General features: G+C 63.0%; 15 protein-coding genes. 7 read left to right on the top strand and 8 right to left on the bottom strand.

From position 1 onward, the window contains the following. Positions 1 to 3: 3 nt before the first annotated feature. The 3 genes from AB6N07_RS18695 to AB6N07_RS18685 all read right to left on the bottom strand — a co-directional run bounded on the left by AB6N07_RS18695 (position 4) and on the right by AB6N07_RS18685 (position 3,249). Positions 4 to 948 (bottom strand): carbohydrate ABC transporter permease, encoded by a 945-nt coding sequence (locus AB6N07_RS18695; protein WP_370674573.1) that lies wholly within the window; start codon positions 946 to 948, stop codon positions 4 to 6. Between the two features lie 93 nt (positions 949 to 1,041). Further along, entirely contained in the window at positions 1,042 to 2,298 is a 1,257-nt protein-coding gene (locus AB6N07_RS18690) for an ABC transporter substrate-binding protein (protein ID WP_370674572.1), read from the bottom strand. 48 nt (positions 2,299 to 2,346) lie between these two features. After that, complete coding sequence (locus tag AB6N07_RS18685) at positions 2,347 to 3,249, bottom strand: N-acetylmuramic acid 6-phosphate etherase (RefSeq protein WP_370674571.1); 903 nt, start codon at positions 3,247 to 3,249, stop codon at positions 2,347 to 2,349. A gap of 229 nt (positions 3,250 to 3,478) precedes the next feature. On the opposite strand from AB6N07_RS18685, the gene AB6N07_RS18680 reads away from it, so the two are divergent. The 3 genes from AB6N07_RS18680 to nagA are packed head-to-tail and all read left to right on the top strand — an operon-like array spanning position 3,479 to position 6,296. Then, complete coding sequence (locus tag AB6N07_RS18680) at positions 3,479 to 4,363, top strand: BadF/BadG/BcrA/BcrD ATPase family protein (protein WP_370674570.1); 885 nt, start codon at positions 3,479 to 3,481, stop codon at positions 4,361 to 4,363. Then, the gene (locus tag AB6N07_RS18675; RefSeq protein ID WP_370674569.1) at positions 4,360 to 5,124 is read left to right on the top strand and encodes a GntR family transcriptional regulator; all 765 of its coding nucleotides are present in this window, start codon (positions 4,360 to 4,362) and stop codon (positions 5,122 to 5,124) included. Before AB6N07_RS18680 ends, AB6N07_RS18675 begins: the two co-directional genes overlap by 4 nt. Positions 5,125 to 5,150: 26 nt before the next feature. Next, positions 5,151 to 6,296, top strand: coding sequence for an N-acetylglucosamine-6-phosphate deacetylase (gene nagA, locus AB6N07_RS18670; protein WP_370674568.1), 1,146 nt, complete (start codon positions 5,151 to 5,153; stop codon positions 6,294 to 6,296). Between the two features lie 32 nt (positions 6,297 to 6,328). Here the strand turns inward: nagA and coaA are convergent, their stop codons facing one another. From coaA to hisF, 3 genes are all read right to left on the bottom strand, one after another. Next, positions 6,329 to 7,282 carry a type I pantothenate kinase gene (gene coaA, locus AB6N07_RS18665; RefSeq protein ID WP_370674567.1) on the bottom strand — a complete coding sequence of 318 codons (954 nt, stop codon included), beginning with the start codon at positions 7,280 to 7,282 and terminating at the stop codon, positions 6,329 to 6,331. A 99-nt stretch (positions 7,283 to 7,381) separates the two neighbouring features. Further along, positions 7,382 to 7,711: a phosphoribosyl-ATP diphosphatase gene (locus AB6N07_RS18660; RefSeq protein WP_370674566.1), complete on the bottom strand. Its 330-nt coding sequence runs from the start codon at positions 7,709 to 7,711 to the stop codon at positions 7,382 to 7,384. A 5-nt stretch (positions 7,712 to 7,716) separates the two neighbouring features. Further along, positions 7,717 to 8,493, bottom strand: a complete 777-nt coding sequence (hisF, locus tag AB6N07_RS18655; protein ID WP_370674565.1) for an imidazole glycerol phosphate synthase subunit HisF — start codon at positions 8,491 to 8,493, stop codon at positions 7,717 to 7,719. Between the two features lie 410 nt (positions 8,494 to 8,903). Between hisF and AB6N07_RS18650 the strand changes: the two genes are divergently transcribed. Continuing rightward, complete coding sequence (locus AB6N07_RS18650) at positions 8,904 to 10,379, top strand: PAS domain-containing protein (RefSeq protein ID WP_370674564.1); 1,476 nt, start codon at positions 8,904 to 8,906, stop codon at positions 10,377 to 10,379. Between the two features lie 60 nt (positions 10,380 to 10,439). Here AB6N07_RS18650 and AB6N07_RS18645 read toward each other — a convergent pair whose 3' ends face one another. Further along, positions 10,440 to 11,312, bottom strand: coding sequence for an SDR family oxidoreductase (locus AB6N07_RS18645; protein ID WP_370674563.1), 873 nt, complete (start codon positions 11,310 to 11,312; stop codon positions 10,440 to 10,442). Positions 11,313 to 11,466: 154 nt separating this feature from the next. On the opposite strand from AB6N07_RS18645, the gene hslV reads away from it, so the two are divergent. From hslV to AB6N07_RS18630, 3 genes are all read left to right on the top strand, one after another. Then, positions 11,467 to 12,024, top strand: a complete 558-nt coding sequence (gene hslV, locus AB6N07_RS18640) for an ATP-dependent protease subunit HslV (protein WP_370674562.1) — start codon at positions 11,467 to 11,469, stop codon at positions 12,022 to 12,024. A 67-nt stretch (positions 12,025 to 12,091) separates the two neighbouring features. Further along, positions 12,092 to 13,390 carry an ATP-dependent protease ATPase subunit HslU gene (gene hslU / locus AB6N07_RS18635; RefSeq protein ID WP_370674561.1) on the top strand — a complete coding sequence of 433 codons (1,299 nt, stop codon included), beginning with the start codon at positions 12,092 to 12,094 and terminating at the stop codon, positions 13,388 to 13,390. Between the two features lie 358 nt (positions 13,391 to 13,748). Beyond that, complete coding sequence (locus AB6N07_RS18630; protein WP_370674560.1) at positions 13,749 to 14,831, top strand: LacI family DNA-binding transcriptional regulator; 1,083 nt, start codon at positions 13,749 to 13,751, stop codon at positions 14,829 to 14,831. Between the two features lie 61 nt (positions 14,832 to 14,892). On the opposite strand, the gene AB6N07_RS18625 is transcribed toward AB6N07_RS18630, so the two are convergent. Next, positions 14,893 to 15,945, bottom strand: coding sequence for an aldo/keto reductase (locus AB6N07_RS18625; protein ID WP_370674559.1), 1,053 nt, complete (start codon positions 15,943 to 15,945; stop codon positions 14,893 to 14,895). Positions 15,946 to 15,958 lie beyond the last annotated feature (13 nt).

Below are 15,958 nucleotides of genomic sequence, written 5' to 3'. Positions count from 1 at the left end.
CCGTCAGAACTGGTAGCGGCGGATCCGCCGCTGGATACCGAACAGGTAGATGCAGACGCCGGTGAGAATGATCAGGAACATGATGGTGGCGATGGTGGCACCCATCGACTGGTCGCCGAGCTGCAGCTGGAAGCCGAAGAAGGTGCGGTAGAGGAAGGTGCCCAGGATATCGGTCGCCCCGTTCGGTCCAGCCAGCGCACCCTGCATGGTGTAGACGAGATCGAAGGCATTGAAGTTGCCGACAAAGGTCAGGATCGAGATGATGCCGATGGCCGGCAGCACCAGCGGCAGCTTGATCTTGAAAAACTGGCCCCAGCCGGTGATGCCGTCGATCTCGGCGGCCTCGATCACCTCCTCGGGAATGCTGAGGAGCGCGGCGTAGATCAGCATCATCGGAATGCCGATGAACTGCCAGACGGAGACGAGCGACACGGCGATCAGCGCCGAGCCGGGCTTGCCGAGCCAGGGTCCGAACGCGGCCTTCAGTCCGACGAGGTCCATCAGCCAGGGTGCGACGCCCCAGATCGGCGACAGAATCAGCTTCCAGATGAAGCCGACAATGACAAAGGACAGCAGCGTCGGGAGAAAGAAGGCCGTGCGATAGAAGGCGGCGAACCGAAGGCCTGGCAGTGATAGCAGCGCGGCGAGGGCGACGCCGATCGGGTTCTGCACCGCCATATGGATCACAAAGAAGATGAAGTTGTTGCGCAACGCGTTCCAGAAATCGGCGGACCAGCGCGGGTCTCCGAACAGTGTCGCGAAGTTCGCAAAGCCGACGAAGACGTGCTGGTCGTTCACGGTATTGAAGAAGGACTGCCGAAGCGTCTCGACCAACGGCAGGATCATCACCGCCGTGTAGATGACGACGGCGGGGGCAAGGAAGACGAGGATATGCCAGCGGCGCGGCCGCGAAGCTTCCCCGCCCTGTTCGGGTGCAAGGTCGGTCATGTCGATCTCTGTGGCGCCGGCAGCCTGTCGGCGAATGGCCGATGGGCGGAGGAGACGGCGGCGCGGAAGACCGCGCCGTCGCCGCGTTTCACATCACTTGGCCGGCTTGTACCAGCTGTCGAGGCCGTCTTGCAGCTTCTTGGCAGCAGCCTCCGGCGTATCGGTGCCGTTGATGACGTTGGCCGATTCCGTCCAGGTCTCGTTCTCGAGGTTGGGCGTGCCGCGCGACAGGATCTGGTAGGTCGAACGGATGGTCGGCTTGCAGGTCTCGCGCCAGGAAACGAATTCCTTGGCCAGCGGGTCGGTCATGTCGACGGCCGTCGAGTTCAGGCTGAAGAAGCCCGGCAGTGCGTTGGCGTAGATCGAGGCGAACTCCGGCGAGGCGACCCACTCGAGGAACGCCTTGGCCTCTTCCTTGTGGGCGCTGGCCGCGTTGAGGCCCATGGCGATGTCATTGTGGTCGGAGATGTAGCAGGCGTCTCCGTCCTTGACGACCGGCGGCGGGAAGGCGCCGAGCTTCAGGCCGGCGGTGTTGAACAGCGAGATCTCCCAAGAACCAGCCGGGTAGATGGCAGCACGGCCGAGCGTGAACAGGTTCTGGCTGTCGGGGTAGGTCTGCGCCTCGAAACCATCACCGAGATACGGCTTCCACTTGGCGAGCACGCGGAAGGGTTCGACCCACGGCTCGTCGGTCAGCTTCTGGGTGCCGGCGATCAGCGCCTTGCGGCCTTCTTCGCCCTTCCAGTAGGTCGGGCCGATATTTTGGTAGGCCATGGTGGCGGCTTCCCACATGTCCTTGGTGCCCATGGCCATGGGGATGTAGGTGCCGTCGGCCTTCAGCTTGTCGAGCACGGCGAAGAACTGATCGACCGTCTTCGGTACCTCGGCGCCGACCTTCGCGAAGGCGTCCTTGTTGTAGATGAAGCCGTGGATAACTGACGCCATCGGCACGCAGAAGGTCTTCTTACCGTCGTCGGTGCTCCAAGCGGCCTTGGCGACTTCGGAGAAGTTCTTCATGCCGGCGAGGCCGGTAAGATCCTCGAGTTTGCCCTTGTCGAACAGCTGTAGCGAGGTATCGAACGGCCGGCAGGCGACGAGATCGCCGGCAGAGCCCGCGTCGAGCTTGGCGTTGAGCGCGGCGTTGTATTCGGTCGGTGCGCTCGGCGAGAAGGTGATCTTGATACCGGGATGCTTGGCTTCAAACGCCGGAATGATCTTTTCTTGCCAGATCTGAAGGTCGTCGTTGCGCCAGCTCTCGATGTTGAGCGTGACGTCGGCCGCCGCGGCCGCGCCAACGCCGGCGAGAATGCTCGATGCCAGCAGGATACCCTGCAACGTGGTGCGATACATCGTCCGTCTCCCTTGTTCGCGCGCGAAGATGCGCGTTGAGAACCCCGATTATGATTTTGCGACGAACGACATCGCCCGACGCAGGTTTTGGCCGGCCTCGACGAGAGCGGCGTCCGCCGCCTCGATATCTCCCGCGCCGGCGGCGAGCAGAATGGCGTGTTTGACCGAGCCACGGCTCTCCCGAAGGAGTCCTGTTGCCGCCTCAGTCGTAATTCCTGTGATGTCAGTCACGATACGGGCAGCGCGTGCCCGGAGTTTGTCGTTATCGGCCCTGACGTTGACCATGTGGCCGTCGTGAACGTGGCCGAGACGAACGGCCATCAGCGTCGACAGCATGTTGAGCGCAATCTTCTGCGCCGTGGCGGCGCCCATGCGGGTCGAGCCGGATATCACTTCGGGCGGCGTCCTCAGCAGCACCGCCACGTCGGCGGCGAGCAGGAGAGGCGCGTCCTCGTTGTTGGCGATGCCGACCAGCGATGCACCGCGCGCCTTGGCGGCCCGAGCGGCGGCCAGCGTATAGGGCGTCGAGCCCGACGCCGAAACCGCGATCACGCAGTCGCCCCGTCCAATGCCGGCTGCTGCGAGGTCGGCGGCACCGGCCTCAATGTCATCTTCGCCCGCTCCCAGCATATCGACGAGGCTGTCGCGGCCGCCGGCCAGGATGACGATGGCCTCCTCGACACCGAGGCCATAGGTGCCTGGCAGCTCCAGGCAATCGGCAAGTGCCATCAGGCCGGAGCTTCCGGCGCCGACATAGGCAAGCCGATGGCCCGTCGCCAGCGCTCTGGCCGCGAGGTCGGCAGCCTGCGCAATGGCAGGAATGGCTGCCTCGACGCTATGGGCAGCAGCAGCCTGGGCGGTGGCCAGCACCTCGAGTATCCGCGTCGGCGGCAGGGTGTCGAACCCTTTCGCATGGCTATCGCGATCCTCGGTGCCGAGCCTTGCCGTCATCGTCCCACTCCCCACCATGCAATAATGCCAAAAAGCTACCACTTGTCCAGAGGTGTGATCATAATTCATTCATTTTTGCGAAAGCTGCGTCTGGGGAGCGTGTGTTAGGTGCGATTAATGTGTGCAATTTCAGCCAGATATTTTGATTTTCTCAAAAAATCAGAGAGTCCTACCAACATGCTAGTTGGCAAATGGTATTTTTTTGGTACTGTCGAAGGAAGGAGGGGCGATGGTGGATTTCGTGATCGGCGTCGACGGTGGCGGAACCGGGTGTCGGGCGGCGGTGGCGGGCCAAGATGGGCGCATCATTGCCACTGGCGCGGGCGGGGCAGCCAACGTCTTGAGCGATCGCGCTGGGTCGCTTCGCAACATTATGGTCGCCATCGACGCGGCTATCGCTGCCGCCGGGTTGGACAAGGCTACGCTCCAGCGTTCCGGCGTATTATTGGGAGTTGCCGGCAGCAATGTTGGCGACACCGGTGCCTTCATCGCTGCGTCATTGCCGGCCAGCCGGGTGGAAGTCGTCTCCGACGGCCTGATCGCCCTAGAGGGAGCCATCGGCAACGGGGACGGCGCTGTGGCCATCCTGGGCACCGGCTCGATCTTCTTCGCTCGACAGGGCGATGCGGTCCGCTCCTATGGCGGATGGGGCTTTGTCATCGGCGACTTCGGTTCCGGTGCCAGCCTCGGGCGGGCGGCGCTTGCCGCGACGCTGCTTGCCCACGACCGCATCATCGTGGCCTCGCCGCTGACCGACCAGTTAATGGCCGAGTTCGGCGGGGCGCCCGGCCCAATGGTCGAGTTTGCCCGAACGGCGACGCCGGGAGATTTCGGCCGTTTCGCACCGCCCGTCTTCGCCGCGGCTGAGAGAGGTGATTCCGTTGGGCTCGATATCATCAGGCAGGCGGCCGCGTCGGTCGACATGGCATTCGATCGCATCGTTGCCGACGGCGCGGATCGCATCGCTCTATTGGGCGGCCTTGCGCCACTCTATCCACCTTACCTTGCCGAGCGGCATCAGCCACGCCTGATGCCGCCTGCCGGCAACGCGCTGGCCGGCGCGGTGGCGCTTGCCGTGCGGCATTTCCTCGGACGTGGGGGAGGACGCGCATGAGCGGTGATATTTCCAGCATCCTTTCCGCCGCGCAGCTGCAGGCAGCCGGCACCGGGCCGCTCTACATGAAGCTGCGCCAGGCGATCGAGGCAGCGATCAACGACGGCCGGCTGAAGCACGCTGACGCTCTGCCGCCGGAGCGTGAGATCGCCGATTTCGCCGGCATCAGCCGCGTCACAGTCCGAAAGGCGGTGGACGATCTGGTCGAGGCTGGCTTACTGATGCGTCGTCACGGCTCCGGCACGTTTGTGGTGAAGCCGCTGCAGCGCGTGGAGCAGTCTCTTTCCTTGCTCACCTCCTTCACCGAAGACATGGCCCGGCGCGGTCTGAAAGCCAGCTCTCGTTGGCTCGACCGCGGCTTGCACCTGCCGTCGCCGGAGGAAGCGATGATGCTTGGTTTGGCCGGTGGCGGTCGTGTCGCGCGGCTCGAGCGTCTCCGGATCGCCAACGATCTGCCGCTCGCCCTCGAACGGGCATCGCTCTCGGCCGAGGTGCTTCCCGATCCCGGCGCTGTCGGAGGCTCGCTTTATGAGGTGCTGGCCCGGAGTGGTCACAGGCCGGTGCGCGCCGTGCAGCGTATTTCCGCTTGCAATATCGGAGGGCAGGACGCCGCGCTGCTTGGCGTGCAGACCGGCGATGCCGGCCTTTCCATCGCGCGCATCTCCTATCTTGCCTCCGGCCGGGTGGTCGAATTCACCCGGTCGCTTTATCGGGCCGACGCCTACGACTTCGTCGCTGAGCTGACGCTTCCCCAATCCTGATCCGTCACCATCATGGAGACGTTCCAATGTCCGCCCTTCTCATTCGTGGTGCCCGCCTGTTCGATGGCGATACCTGGCGCGACGACGCAGAAATCGCCGTGGTCGGCGGTCGCTTTGTTCCCGCCGCCAATGCACCGGCCGGAACCGAGGTGATCGATGCCGACGGTCTTCTCGTCGTGCCCGGTTTTATCGACCTACAGGTCAACGGCGGCGGTGGTGTCAACTTCAATGACGATCCGAGCGTTCCCACCATCGAGCGCATTTGCACGGCCCACGCCCATTTCGGTACCACGGCCCTGCTGCCAACCCTGATCACCGACCGTCGCGAGACTCGCACCGAGGCGATTGCCGCCGGCAAGGCGGCGCGGGCGGCGGACGTGCCCGGCTTCCTCGGTTTGCATCTTGAGGGCCCCCATCTCTCCGCTGCCAAGCGGGGTGTCCACGCAGCCGCCTACGTGCGGCCGATGGAGAACGTGGATATCAAGGAACTCGTCGGTGCGATCGTCGGTGCCGGCCCGACGATGCTGACTGTTGCCCCGGAGTCGACCTCGATCGAAGCGGTCCGGCGTCTGGTCTCGGCCGGCGGCGTCGTCAGCCTTGGTCATACCGATTGCGATTTTGATACGGCACTCGCCTACATCGCCGCCGGTGCGACCACAGCAACACATCTGTTCAACGCCATGAGCCCGCTCGGTCACCGCACCCCCGGCATGGTCGGAGCAGTGCTCGACAGCGGCATCTCCGCCGGTCTCATTGCCGATGGTATTCATGTGCATCCGGCGGCGGCGCGGATCGCCCTCAGGGCGAAGCGCGGCCCCGGCCGACTGTTCCTTGTTACCGATGCCATGTTGACCATTGGCACCGATCTGCCTGATTTCCAGCTCAACGGTCGTACCATCTTCCGCCGCGACGGTCGCCTGGCCCTTGCCGACGGCACGCTGGCCGGTGCCGACATCGATATGCTCTCCTCGGTGCGCTATGCGGCCGAGCATTTCGACATCGGCCTCGACGAGGCGATCCGCATGGCGACCGTCTATCCCGCCGAGGCCATGCGTGTCGGACATCGCAAGGGTAGGGTGGCGCCTGGCTTCGATGCCGATTTCCTGCTGCTGAGCAAGGATTTCGACCTCAAGTCGACTTGGATCGGCGGCGCGAAGGTGTACTCGGTCTAGCTTGGTCGCAGCAGCGAAGCCAAATGGCTCCGTCACAGCTTCCTGAGCATGACCTGCTCGATGGCGTGGTTGGTGCTCTTGCGCAACACGAGATCTGCCCGAAGGCGGGTCGGCTGAATGTTCTCGTGGAGGTTGGCGAGGTTGATGCGCGTCCATAGGCCGAGGGCGATTTCCAGCGCGTCCTCCTCGGAGATCTCCGCGTAGCGACGGAAATAGGACTGAGGGTCCCGGAAAGCGGTCTGCCTGAGGCGCAGAAAGCGCTCGACATACCAGCGCTGCAGGTCGGCTTCGTCGGCGTCGATGTAGATCGAGAAATCGAAGAAGTCGGAAACGAAGGGAATGCCGCGCCCGTCGCGTGGCAGCTTGCCGGTCTGAAGGACGTTGAGCCCCTCGAGGATCAGGATATCCGGCTGATCGACGACGATGCGCTCATCCGGCACGATGTCGTAGACCAGATGCGAATAGACCGGTGCCCAGACATTCGGCTTGCCGGCCTTGATGTCGGTGAGGAAGGAGAGCAGCGCCGCCCGATCGTAGCTTTCCGGGAAGCCCTTCTTTTCCATCAGGCCTTCTTCGCGCAACACCGCGTTTGGAAACAGAAAGCCGTCGGTGGTGACGAGGTCGACCTTCGGCGACGACGGCCACCGCGACATCATGGCCCTCAAGATACGCGCCGTCGTCGATTTGCCGACGGCTACCGAACCGGCGATGCCGATGATGAAGGGTTTCTTGGTGTCGGAACGCCCCAGGAAGCGACGAGCCGAAGAATGCAGCGATTGTGCCGATTCGACATAAAGTGACAGGAGGCGAGCGAGCGGCAGGAAGATGTCGGACGCTTCGTCGAGTTGCACCGGATCGTTCAGGGCGCGCAGTCGAATGACGTCGTCGAGTGTCAACGTCACCGGCATGCCGGCCCTGAGTTCGGCCCAGTCGGCTCGAGTGTAGACGTCATAAGGCGACAGCGCTTTCCGCGCGAACTGTTCCATTCGTCACCGTCTCCGGATCGCTGTCTGGCGAACCGCTGGTTTCAGATGCATGGCGGGAAATCGGCCACCGGCTAATGCCGGCGCGCCATGGTCTTAAGGTCAGTCGACCGGGCGGCTGGCCTTTTCCTGCAATCCGGACTGTGCCGTGCGGCGCTTGAGTTCGGCGAGCACGTCATCGAGCGGCACACCCTTGAGCGCCAGCACCACGACGAGATGATAGAGAAGGTCGGCGCATTCGTAGATCAGAGCGTCGGCATCGCCAGAAACAGCGGCGATCACGGTTTCCACCGCCTCTTCGCCGAGTTTCTGCGCCGCCTTGGCGGGGCCCTTTTCAGCCAGCTTGCGCGTGTAGGAGGAGGCATCCCCGTTCTTGAGGCGATCGGCAACGATCAGTTCAAGGTCGGAAAGCGTGAAGATGCTGTCAGCCATGCCGTTCATCCTTGGAGGCGGACGGGAACGCCGGCCGCGGCGAGATGCGCCTTGGCCTCGCCGATAGTGAAGGTGCCAAAGTGAAAGATCGACGCGGCAAGCACCGCGCCGGCATGCCCGTCGCGGATGCCTTCGACAAGATGGTCCAGCGTTCCGACGCCACCGGAGGCGATCACCGGGACCGACACCGCGTCGGCAATGGTACGAGTGAGCTCAAGATCGAAGCCGATCTTAGTGCCGTCGCGGTCCATCGAGGTCAACAGGATTTCGCCGGCGCCGAGCGATACGACTTCCTGAGCATATTCGACGGCGTCAATACCGGTCGCCTGCCGGCCGCCGTGTGTGAACACTTCCCAGCGCGGCTTTCCATCGTCCGAAGAGACGCGCTTGGCATCGATGGCGACGACGATACACTGGTCGCCGAACTTCTCCGAGGCGCGGCGCACCAGGTCGCGATCGCGTACGGCGGCCGACATGATGGAGGCCTTGTCGGCACCGGCCAGCAACAGCTCCCGGATGTCTTCGACCGAACGAACGCCACCGCCAACCGTCACCGGCATGAAGCAGCGCTCGGCGGTACGTCTGACAACATTGAGAAGGGTGCCCCGATTCTCGTGACTTGCGGTGATGTCGAGAAAGCAGAGCTCGTCGGCGCCGGCGGCGTCATAGGCGGCGGCGGCCTCAACCGGATCGCCGGCGTCGATAAGGTCGACGAAATTGACCCCCTTGACCACCCGGCCGTCCTTGACGTCGAGGCAGGGGATGACGCGCGCTTTCAGCATTGGGGCCACCGAAATTAAAAAGGCGCCCATTTCTTATACGGCTCCACGGATGGATGCCAGTCCCACGGAGCCGGACAGATCTGCGGCGGACGGGAGGCATGTAAATCCGTGCAACGCGTTGGGGGGCGAGTGTACGTCAGACTGCGCCTGCCAAAGGTCTTCACAAGGACCTCAGAAGAGATCCGCGGCGAATGGCACTCAAAAGTATGCTTTATGAAATGCAGTTATCGCAGGTAGCATAAACTATCCGTAAATGAATAGCCGATTAAGTGACAAGCCAATGTAACGGCTGATCATTTCCGATATTTTTGGTTCACATTTATTGTATGCGCGTTGCATATGAACCGGCCGATTTCTGAAATGATCGTTAAGTGCTGTTGGTCGGGTGGAGAAGGTGGGAGCAAGGATTTATGTGGCCCTTTTCAAATCATGAGGCCGCAGTCCTTGCGGCTCTCGATCGGTCTCTGGCGGTCATCGAGTTCGATCCGACCGGTAAGGTCATCACCGCGAACGCCAATTTCCTGAAGGTCATGGGCTATGAGCTTGCCGAGATCGTCGGCAAGCACCATTCGATGTTCGTCGATCCCAAGGAAGTTCAGAGCCCGAGCTATGCTGCGTTTTGGCGGGATCTTTCGGCTGGGCAGTTTATGTCAGCGGAGTTCAGGCGCGTCGCCAAGGGGGGGCGCGCTGTTTGGATCCAGGGCACCTACAATCCACTGCTGGACAAATCCGGCAAACTCTACCGAGTCGTCAAGTTTGCCTCCGATGTCACGGAGCGTAAGCTGAAAGACGCCAGGGTCCAGGGCGAGATCGATGCCATCAATCGCGCTCAGGCTGTCGTCGCCTTCGAGCCGGACGGCACCGTCATTGAAGCCAACGAGAACTTCCTGAAGGCGCTCGGTTACCGGCCGGAGGAAATTGTCGGCAAGCATCACTCGATGTTCGTCACGCCCGAGGAACGCAATAGCCCGGCCTATAAGAAGTTCTGGGAGGATCTCAGGTCCGGCCAGTTCAAGTCGGATGAGTTTCATCGCCTTGGCAAGGGCAATCGCGACGTCTTCTTGCAGGCGACCTACAATCCGATCTTCGATCTCAGCGGCCGGCTTATCCGCGTCACCAAATTCGCAACCGACATCACCGCCGTCATGGAACGGCGGCGCAAGCGGCAGGCCGCCCAGACCGAAATCAATCGGGAATTGGGTGAAGTGGCCGGCATGATCGCACGTTCCAACGCCGAGGCGGCCGGTGCCAACTCCACCGCCGGCACGACTGCCTCCAACGTGCAGGCGGTGGCTGCCGGCGCGGAAGAACTCGTGTCCTCCGTCGCCGAGATCAGTCGTCAGGTGAGTGTCGCCCTATCGGTGTCGCAAGACGCCGTTACTCAGGCCGATACGGCGACCAAGGTGGTCTCCGGGCTGGCGGTGGCGGCGCAGAAAATCGACCAGGTGGTCGAGTTGATCAACACCATTGCCGGCCAGACCAACCTTCTCGCGCTTAACGCCACGATCGAGGCGGCGCGCGCCGGCGAGATGGGCAAGGGCTTCGCGGTCGTTGCGCAGGAAGTCAAGCAACTCGCCGCCCAAACCTCCCGCGCCACTGATGAGATCGCCAGTGAAATCGCGGCGGTACAGACCATCTCGTCAAAGGCGGTCGAATCCATTGATGGCATTACCGCCATCATTGGCCGCATCAACGACATCTCGTCATCGATCGCCTCTGCCGTGGAGGAACAAGCGGCGGTGACGCAGAACATGTCAGGCAGCATGCACACGGCTGCGAGCGGCGTCGAAGAGATCGCCAAAGCGTTGGATGGCATCAGCCACTCGACGCAATCGATCGACGAGGCCGCCAACAAGCTGCAAAGGGCGGCGGCGACGCTCGCCTGAACGGCCTTTCTACGATCATCCGAGTCGCCCTCGTGACCATAGACAACGGCGGTTTGCTACTCAGCGCCAGCTTTCCTCCGCCCACATGCGGGAGAAAGCGGCGCGATAGTTGGGATAGGCGTAGGCAAGCCCGAGCGCCGACTTGCTCAGGCCGTTGGCGACCCGCTTGTTTTCGCCATAAAAGCTGCGGGCCATGGGCGACAGCTCGGCCGTCTCGAAGTCCTGTTCGGGCGGTGGTGCCATCCCCATCAGCTCGGCGGCGTAGGCGACGACGTCCTGTGGCGGTGCCGGTTCGTCGTCGGTTATGTTGAACAGGCCGCTGGCGCTTTTAGCGAAAGCGCCTTCCACGGCCGCCGCGATGTCCTCGACATGGATACGGTTGAACACCTGTCCCGGCTTGACGAGACGCCGGGCACTGCCTTCCGCGAGGTTGACGAAGCCATTGCGCCCCGGACCGTAGATCCCAGAAAGGCGCAGCACAGCCACTGGCACATCGATGCTTGCGCCAAAGGCGAGCCACTCGTTTTCGGCCTTTACCCGGGCCACCGACCGCGCGCTTTTCGGCCGGCAGTCGGAGGTCTCGTCCACCCAGGCGCCGTCGTGATCCCCATAGACCCCGACCGTCGAGAGATAGGCGATGGAGGCGAGCGATTTCTCGCCGGCGAGCGCTTCGGCGAGCACCGGCAAGACGCGATCGCCGCCATCCGGTCCCTCGGAAGGTGCGATGGAGATCAAGATGTGGGTGACACCGGACAGCGCCGGCCGCAGCGCTTCCGCCGTCTCGCGAGAGCCGTCGAAAAGGTGCATGTCGGCGAGCGGGGCGAGGGCAGCTGCCTTCGCCGCCGAGCGCGTTGTGCCAAGCGCCTCCTCCGGGGCGAGGCGGCGCAAGGCCGCCTTGGCGCTATAACCGAGGCCGAAGGCCATGAGCTTCATCGACAGATCTCCTGACGGTCGGGACGGTTTCGGAACCGTGATGTGGGCTGTGCCAGAGGCAAGTTGCATAGAGGCATTTCTGTCCTACATAAAGGCGTCATTCAGGGACGGTTTCCGCGCCACGGGCGGATGCCGTTGCCGCAAGGAGCATCTCATGATGGAACATACGAACCCGTCCACCTGGTACGGCACCACCATCGTATCGGTCCGCAAGGACGGCAAGGTGGTGATCGCCGGTGACGGGCAGGTCACGCTTGGCGCCACGGTGATCAAGCATACGGCGCGCAAGGTACGCCCGCTCGGGCGCGGTGACGTCATCGCTGGCTTTGCCGGCGCAACCGCCGACGCTTTCACGCTATTCGAGAGACTTGAAGCCAAGCTTGAGCAGTATCCAGGCCAGTTGATGCGCGCCTGCGTCGAACTCGCCAAGGACTGGCGCACCGACCGCTATCTTCGCAAGCTCGAGGCGATGATGATCGTCGCCGATGCGTCGATAACCTTGGTCTTGACCGGCACCGGCGACGTGTTGGAGCCCGAAGGCGGGATTGCCGGTATCGGTTCTGGCGGCACCTATGCACTCGCCGCCGCGCGGGCGCTCGCCGACAGTGATCGCGACGCCGAAGCCATTGCCCGCAAGGCGATGAAGATTGCCGCCGACATCTGCATCTACACCAACGAGAACGTGGTGGTCGAAAGCCTGCCCAAGGCCTGAATTCCATCCGTCCGGGTCGCTGGCCCTCGTGCGCCGCTCCGGATTGCTCCATCCAAGGATTAAAGTCATGCCCGATTTCTCGCCCCGCGAAATCGTCTCCGAACTCGACCGCCATATCGTCGGTCAGAAGGACGCCAAGCGCGCCGTCGCCATTGCGCTCCGCAACCGCTGGCGCCGTCTTCAGCTCGACTCTTCGCTCCGCGAGGAAGTGCTGCCAAAGAACATCCTGATGATCGGCCCCACCGGCGTTGGTAAGACGGAAATCTCCCGTCGTCTCGCCCGGCTCGTCAACGCGCCCTTCGTCAAGGTCGAGGCCACCAAATTCACCGAGATCGGCTATGTCGGCCGCGACGTCGAGCAGATCGTCCGCGACCTTCTCGAGGTTGGCATCTCGCTTGTCCGGGCGCAGCGCCGCAAGGACGTCGAGGCGAAGGCCCATCTCGCCGCTGAGGAGCGGGTACTCGATGCGCTGGTCGGTACGTCGGCGAGCCCATCGACGCGCGACGCTTTCCGCAAGAAGCTCCGGGCCGGCGAACTCGATGACAAGGAGATCGAGGTCGAACTGACGGCGACCGCCAGCGGTGCGGGTGGCATGGAGATCCCCGGCATGCCGGGCGGGCAGGTCATCAATCTCTCCGAAATGATGCAGAAGATGATGGGCGGTGTGAAGAAGACCCGCCGCGTCAACGTCAAGGACAGCCACGATCTGCTGACAGCCGAGGAGGCCGACAAGCTGATCGACCAAGACAAGATCGTTGCCGAGGCGATTGACTCTGTCGAAAACAACGGCATCGTCTTCCTCGACGAGATCGATAAGATCTGCGCCAAGGACGGTCGCGATGGTTCTGTGTCGCGCGAAGGCGTGCAGCGTGACTTGCTGCCGCTGATCGAGGGCACGACGGTCTCCACCAAGTATGGCTCGGTGAAAACCGACCACATCCTGTTCATCGCCTCCGGTGCCTTCCACGTTGCCAAACCATCGGATCTTCTGCCCGAGCTTCAGGGACGACTGCCGATCCGGGTCGAGCTGAAGCCGCTCGACAAGGACGATTTCCGTCGCATCCTGACCGAACCGCAGGCGAGCCTCATCAAACAGTATGTGGCGCTGATGCAGACCGAAGGCGTGACGCTGGTCTTCACCGACGATGCCATCGACGCCGTTGCCGAGATCGCCGTCCACGTCAACGCCACCGTCGAGAACATCGGTGCGCGGCGACTGCAGACGGTGCTGGAGCGTATTCTCGACGAGATCTCGTTCTCGGCGCCCGACCGATCCGGCGAGACGGTGACCGTCGACGGAGACGCGGTGAGGAAAGCGCTCGGCGACTTGGCCCGCAACACCGACCTAAGCCGGTTCATTCTCTAAGAGTGGCCTTCTCCGGGAACATCCGTTCCCGGAGGAAGTGCTTGCCGAGTTTACGGGTTCGTTCAACCTGGGCTCGACGGCGGCGTGCTTTCGAAGTTTTGACCGGCGGAGATGATTGCGAAACGCAACTTTCTTGTTGTTCTCAAGGGTTTTGCGTATATCGTTTCAACGAGATCGGTCGCATCAATTGAACTGATCGGTCGGCCGCTTGCCGGGGGGCATGGGCGGTGGACTTCCGGGTGGCGCTTGCCGGTTGCAGATCGGCGAGCGTCTCGCGGATTGAGGTTGCGATCTCGGGAAGAGAGACGCCGTTGTCCCTCGTCAGTACAGCCGGAGTTCCGGTGCATCGGACGGACAGATGGGTGAAAGTTCAACTTCGCAGAATAAAACCGTGAAGCTCGCCGACGTGGCGCGTGCCGCCGGCGTCAGCCAAGGAACGGTTTCCAACGTGTTCAACCGGCCCGGCCTCGTCTCCGAGCAGCTCCGCGAGCGGGTCGAGGAAGCGGCGCGATCGCTCGGTTACCGAGGTCCCGATCCGCGCGGTCGTCTATTGAGGGCGGGGCGTGTCAACGCCATCGGTGTTGTGGCCATCGGACCGCTCAATTGCTTTTTCGACGACCAGTACACACGCCTGTTCCTGTCCGGTGTCGCCCGGGCTTGCGAGGCGCGTGGCGCCGGCATCTCGCTGGTCTCGGCGACCGATGACGAAATCGCCGCGTGGAACATTCGCACCGCACTGGTCGACGGCTTCATCCTGCATTGCCTCAACGAGGGCAACACGCTGGTCGAACTGGCCCAAAAGCGCGGTCTGCCGTTCGTGGCCGTCGATTTCCCGGTCGGTCCTGGCCTCGACGTCGTGAAGATCGACGATTATCGGGGCGCTCGCGAAGCAGCGCAGCATCTCGTCGATCTTGGCCATCGGCATTTCGCCGTGTTCACCTTCGAAACCGAAAAAGAGGTGCGCGTTGGCTTCGTCGACGATCTCCGGGCCGAGCGTTCGTCTTTCGAGGTCGTGCGACGTCGTCTGTCCGGCTATCGCGACGTGTTCCAGGCAGCCGGCTTGCCGCCGCAGCCGGTTTTTGAAACCGGCTCGGACTACGACGGTGTTTGCACGGGCGTTGACGCCGTTCTCGCCGCTCATCCAGAGACCACCGCCTTCGTTTGCACGTCCGATCGTGTGGCCTTGCAGGTCATGACCTATCTTCAGTCACTTGGTCGCAAGGTTCCCGACGACTTCTCAGTGGTCGGATTCGACGGCATTGAGGAGGCCGCGAGCTTCCTGCCGCCGCTCACGACCATCCGCCAGCCGGCAATCGGCAAGGGCGAGGCGGCGGTAGAGCTGATCCTTGGAGAAAAGCCGGATGGCATCGGTGGCCGAGTGGTTGAACTGCCGATAGATCTGGTCATCGGTGGCTCGACGGCGCCGCCGCGCAAGGGATAAGACTTTCACTGTCCATCGGCCGCCGGCGATACTCACCTCGTCGGCGGCCTTGTTTTTTCCGTTAAGACGCCAATCCGAACAAGCTGAGATCGGCCGGGCCCAGGCGATCCTTCGCGGTCTGGATTTGATGCCAATACGGATAGAGGAGCGGCAGCGCGCTGATCTCGTCGAGCCGCGTCCGTTCGTCGGCTGAGAGCTGGAGGTCGGCGGCCTTGAGGTTGTCGGCGAACTGCGCTTCGGTGCGGCCGCCGATCACCACCGATGTGACACCCGGCCGGCCGAGCAGCCAGGCCAGTGCGACCTGAGCGGCACTGGCGTGGTGCGCATCGGCGATTTCCACCAGCACATCCACAATGTTCCAGAGCCGGTTCTCGTCGCGGATTGGCGGTTCCGTCCAGCCGGCAAGCTGTCGCGTACCCTCCGGCGCGGCGGCGTTGCGACGATGCTTGCCTGACAGGAGCCCCCCGGCAAGCGGGCTCCAGACCAGGATGCCGAGCCCCTGATCGAGCGAGATCGGCACCAACTCGTATTCCGCCTCGCGCGCCTCCAGGGTGTAGTGGATCTGCTGCGAAACGAAGCGCTGCCGATGCTCGGCGGTGGCGGCGCCGAGCGCCTTCATGACGTGCCAGCCGGAAAAGTTTGAACAGCCGATGTAGCGCACTTTGCCGGCGCGCACCAAGCTGTCGAGCGCTTCCATGAACTCTTCGACCGGCGTCAGGCCATCCCACTGGTGTACTTGGTAGAGGTCGATCGTCTCGGTCCTAAGGCGGCGAAGGCTCGCCTCGCAGCCGGCGATGATATGGTGGCGGCTGAGGCCGCGGTCGTTGGGGCCACTACCCATGGGAAAGCGGACCTTGGTGGCAAGGAGAATGCCCTTGTTCTTCCGCTCCAGCATGAGATCGCCGACGATCTCCTCGGAAAAGCCTTCCGAATAAACATCGGCGGTGTCGATCAGATTGACGCCGGCGTCGATGCAGAGATCAATGAGCCGCGCCGCCTCGGCGCGCCCCACGGCGCCGACCTTGGCAAAAGCGCCCCTTCCGCCGAAGGTCATCGTGCCCATGGTGAGCGCGGAGACCTTGAGACCCGAGCGTCCGAGCAGACGGTATTCCATTGGCTTTCTCCCT

This window comes from Pleomorphomonas sp. PLEO (assembly GCF_041320595.1).
GTDB lineage: Bacteria > Pseudomonadota > Alphaproteobacteria > Rhizobiales > Pleomorphomonadaceae > Pleomorphomonas.
The sequence above is the reverse complement of the archived record's forward strand: the minus strand, read 5'-3'. Positions and strand labels throughout refer to the sequence as shown.

Excerpts from the sequence above, each read along its gene's own strand:
- AB6N07_RS18695 (WP_370674573.1), bottom strand. The coding sequence starts at position 948 with ATGACCGACCTTGCACCCGAACAGGGCGGGGAAGCTTCGCGGCCGCGC.
- AB6N07_RS18690 (WP_370674572.1), bottom strand. The coding sequence starts at position 2,298 with ATGTATCGCACCACGTTGCAGGGTATCCTGCTGGCATCGAGCATTCTC.
- AB6N07_RS18685 (WP_370674571.1), bottom strand. The coding sequence starts at position 3,249 with ATGACGGCAAGGCTCGGCACCGAGGATCGCGATAGCCATGCGAAAGGG.
- AB6N07_RS18680 (WP_370674570.1), top strand. The coding sequence starts at position 3,479 with ATGGTGGATTTCGTGATCGGCGTCGACGGTGGCGGAACCGGGTGTCGG.
- AB6N07_RS18675 (WP_370674569.1), top strand. The coding sequence starts at position 4,360 with ATGAGCGGTGATATTTCCAGCATCCTTTCCGCCGCGCAGCTGCAGGCA.
- nagA (WP_370674568.1), top strand. The coding sequence starts at position 5,151 with ATGTCCGCCCTTCTCATTCGTGGTGCCCGCCTGTTCGATGGCGATACC.
- coaA (WP_370674567.1), bottom strand. The coding sequence starts at position 7,282 with ATGGAACAGTTCGCGCGGAAAGCGCTGTCGCCTTATGACGTCTACACT.
- AB6N07_RS18660 (WP_370674566.1), bottom strand. The coding sequence starts at position 7,711 with ATGGCTGACAGCATCTTCACGCTTTCCGACCTTGAACTGATCGTTGCC.
- hisF (WP_370674565.1), bottom strand. The coding sequence starts at position 8,493 with ATGCTGAAAGCGCGCGTCATCCCCTGCCTCGACGTCAAGGACGGCCGG.
- AB6N07_RS18650 (WP_370674564.1), top strand. The coding sequence starts at position 8,904 with ATGTGGCCCTTTTCAAATCATGAGGCCGCAGTCCTTGCGGCTCTCGAT.
- AB6N07_RS18645 (WP_370674563.1), bottom strand. The coding sequence starts at position 11,312 with ATGAAGCTCATGGCCTTCGGCCTCGGTTATAGCGCCAAGGCGGCCTTG.
- hslV (WP_370674562.1), top strand. The coding sequence starts at position 11,467 with ATGATGGAACATACGAACCCGTCCACCTGGTACGGCACCACCATCGTA.
- hslU (WP_370674561.1), top strand. The coding sequence starts at position 12,092 with ATGCCCGATTTCTCGCCCCGCGAAATCGTCTCCGAACTCGACCGCCAT.
- AB6N07_RS18630 (WP_370674560.1), top strand. The coding sequence starts at position 13,749 with ATGGGTGAAAGTTCAACTTCGCAGAATAAAACCGTGAAGCTCGCCGAC.
- AB6N07_RS18625 (WP_370674559.1), bottom strand. The coding sequence starts at position 15,945 with ATGGAATACCGTCTGCTCGGACGCTCGGGTCTCAAGGTCTCCGCGCTC.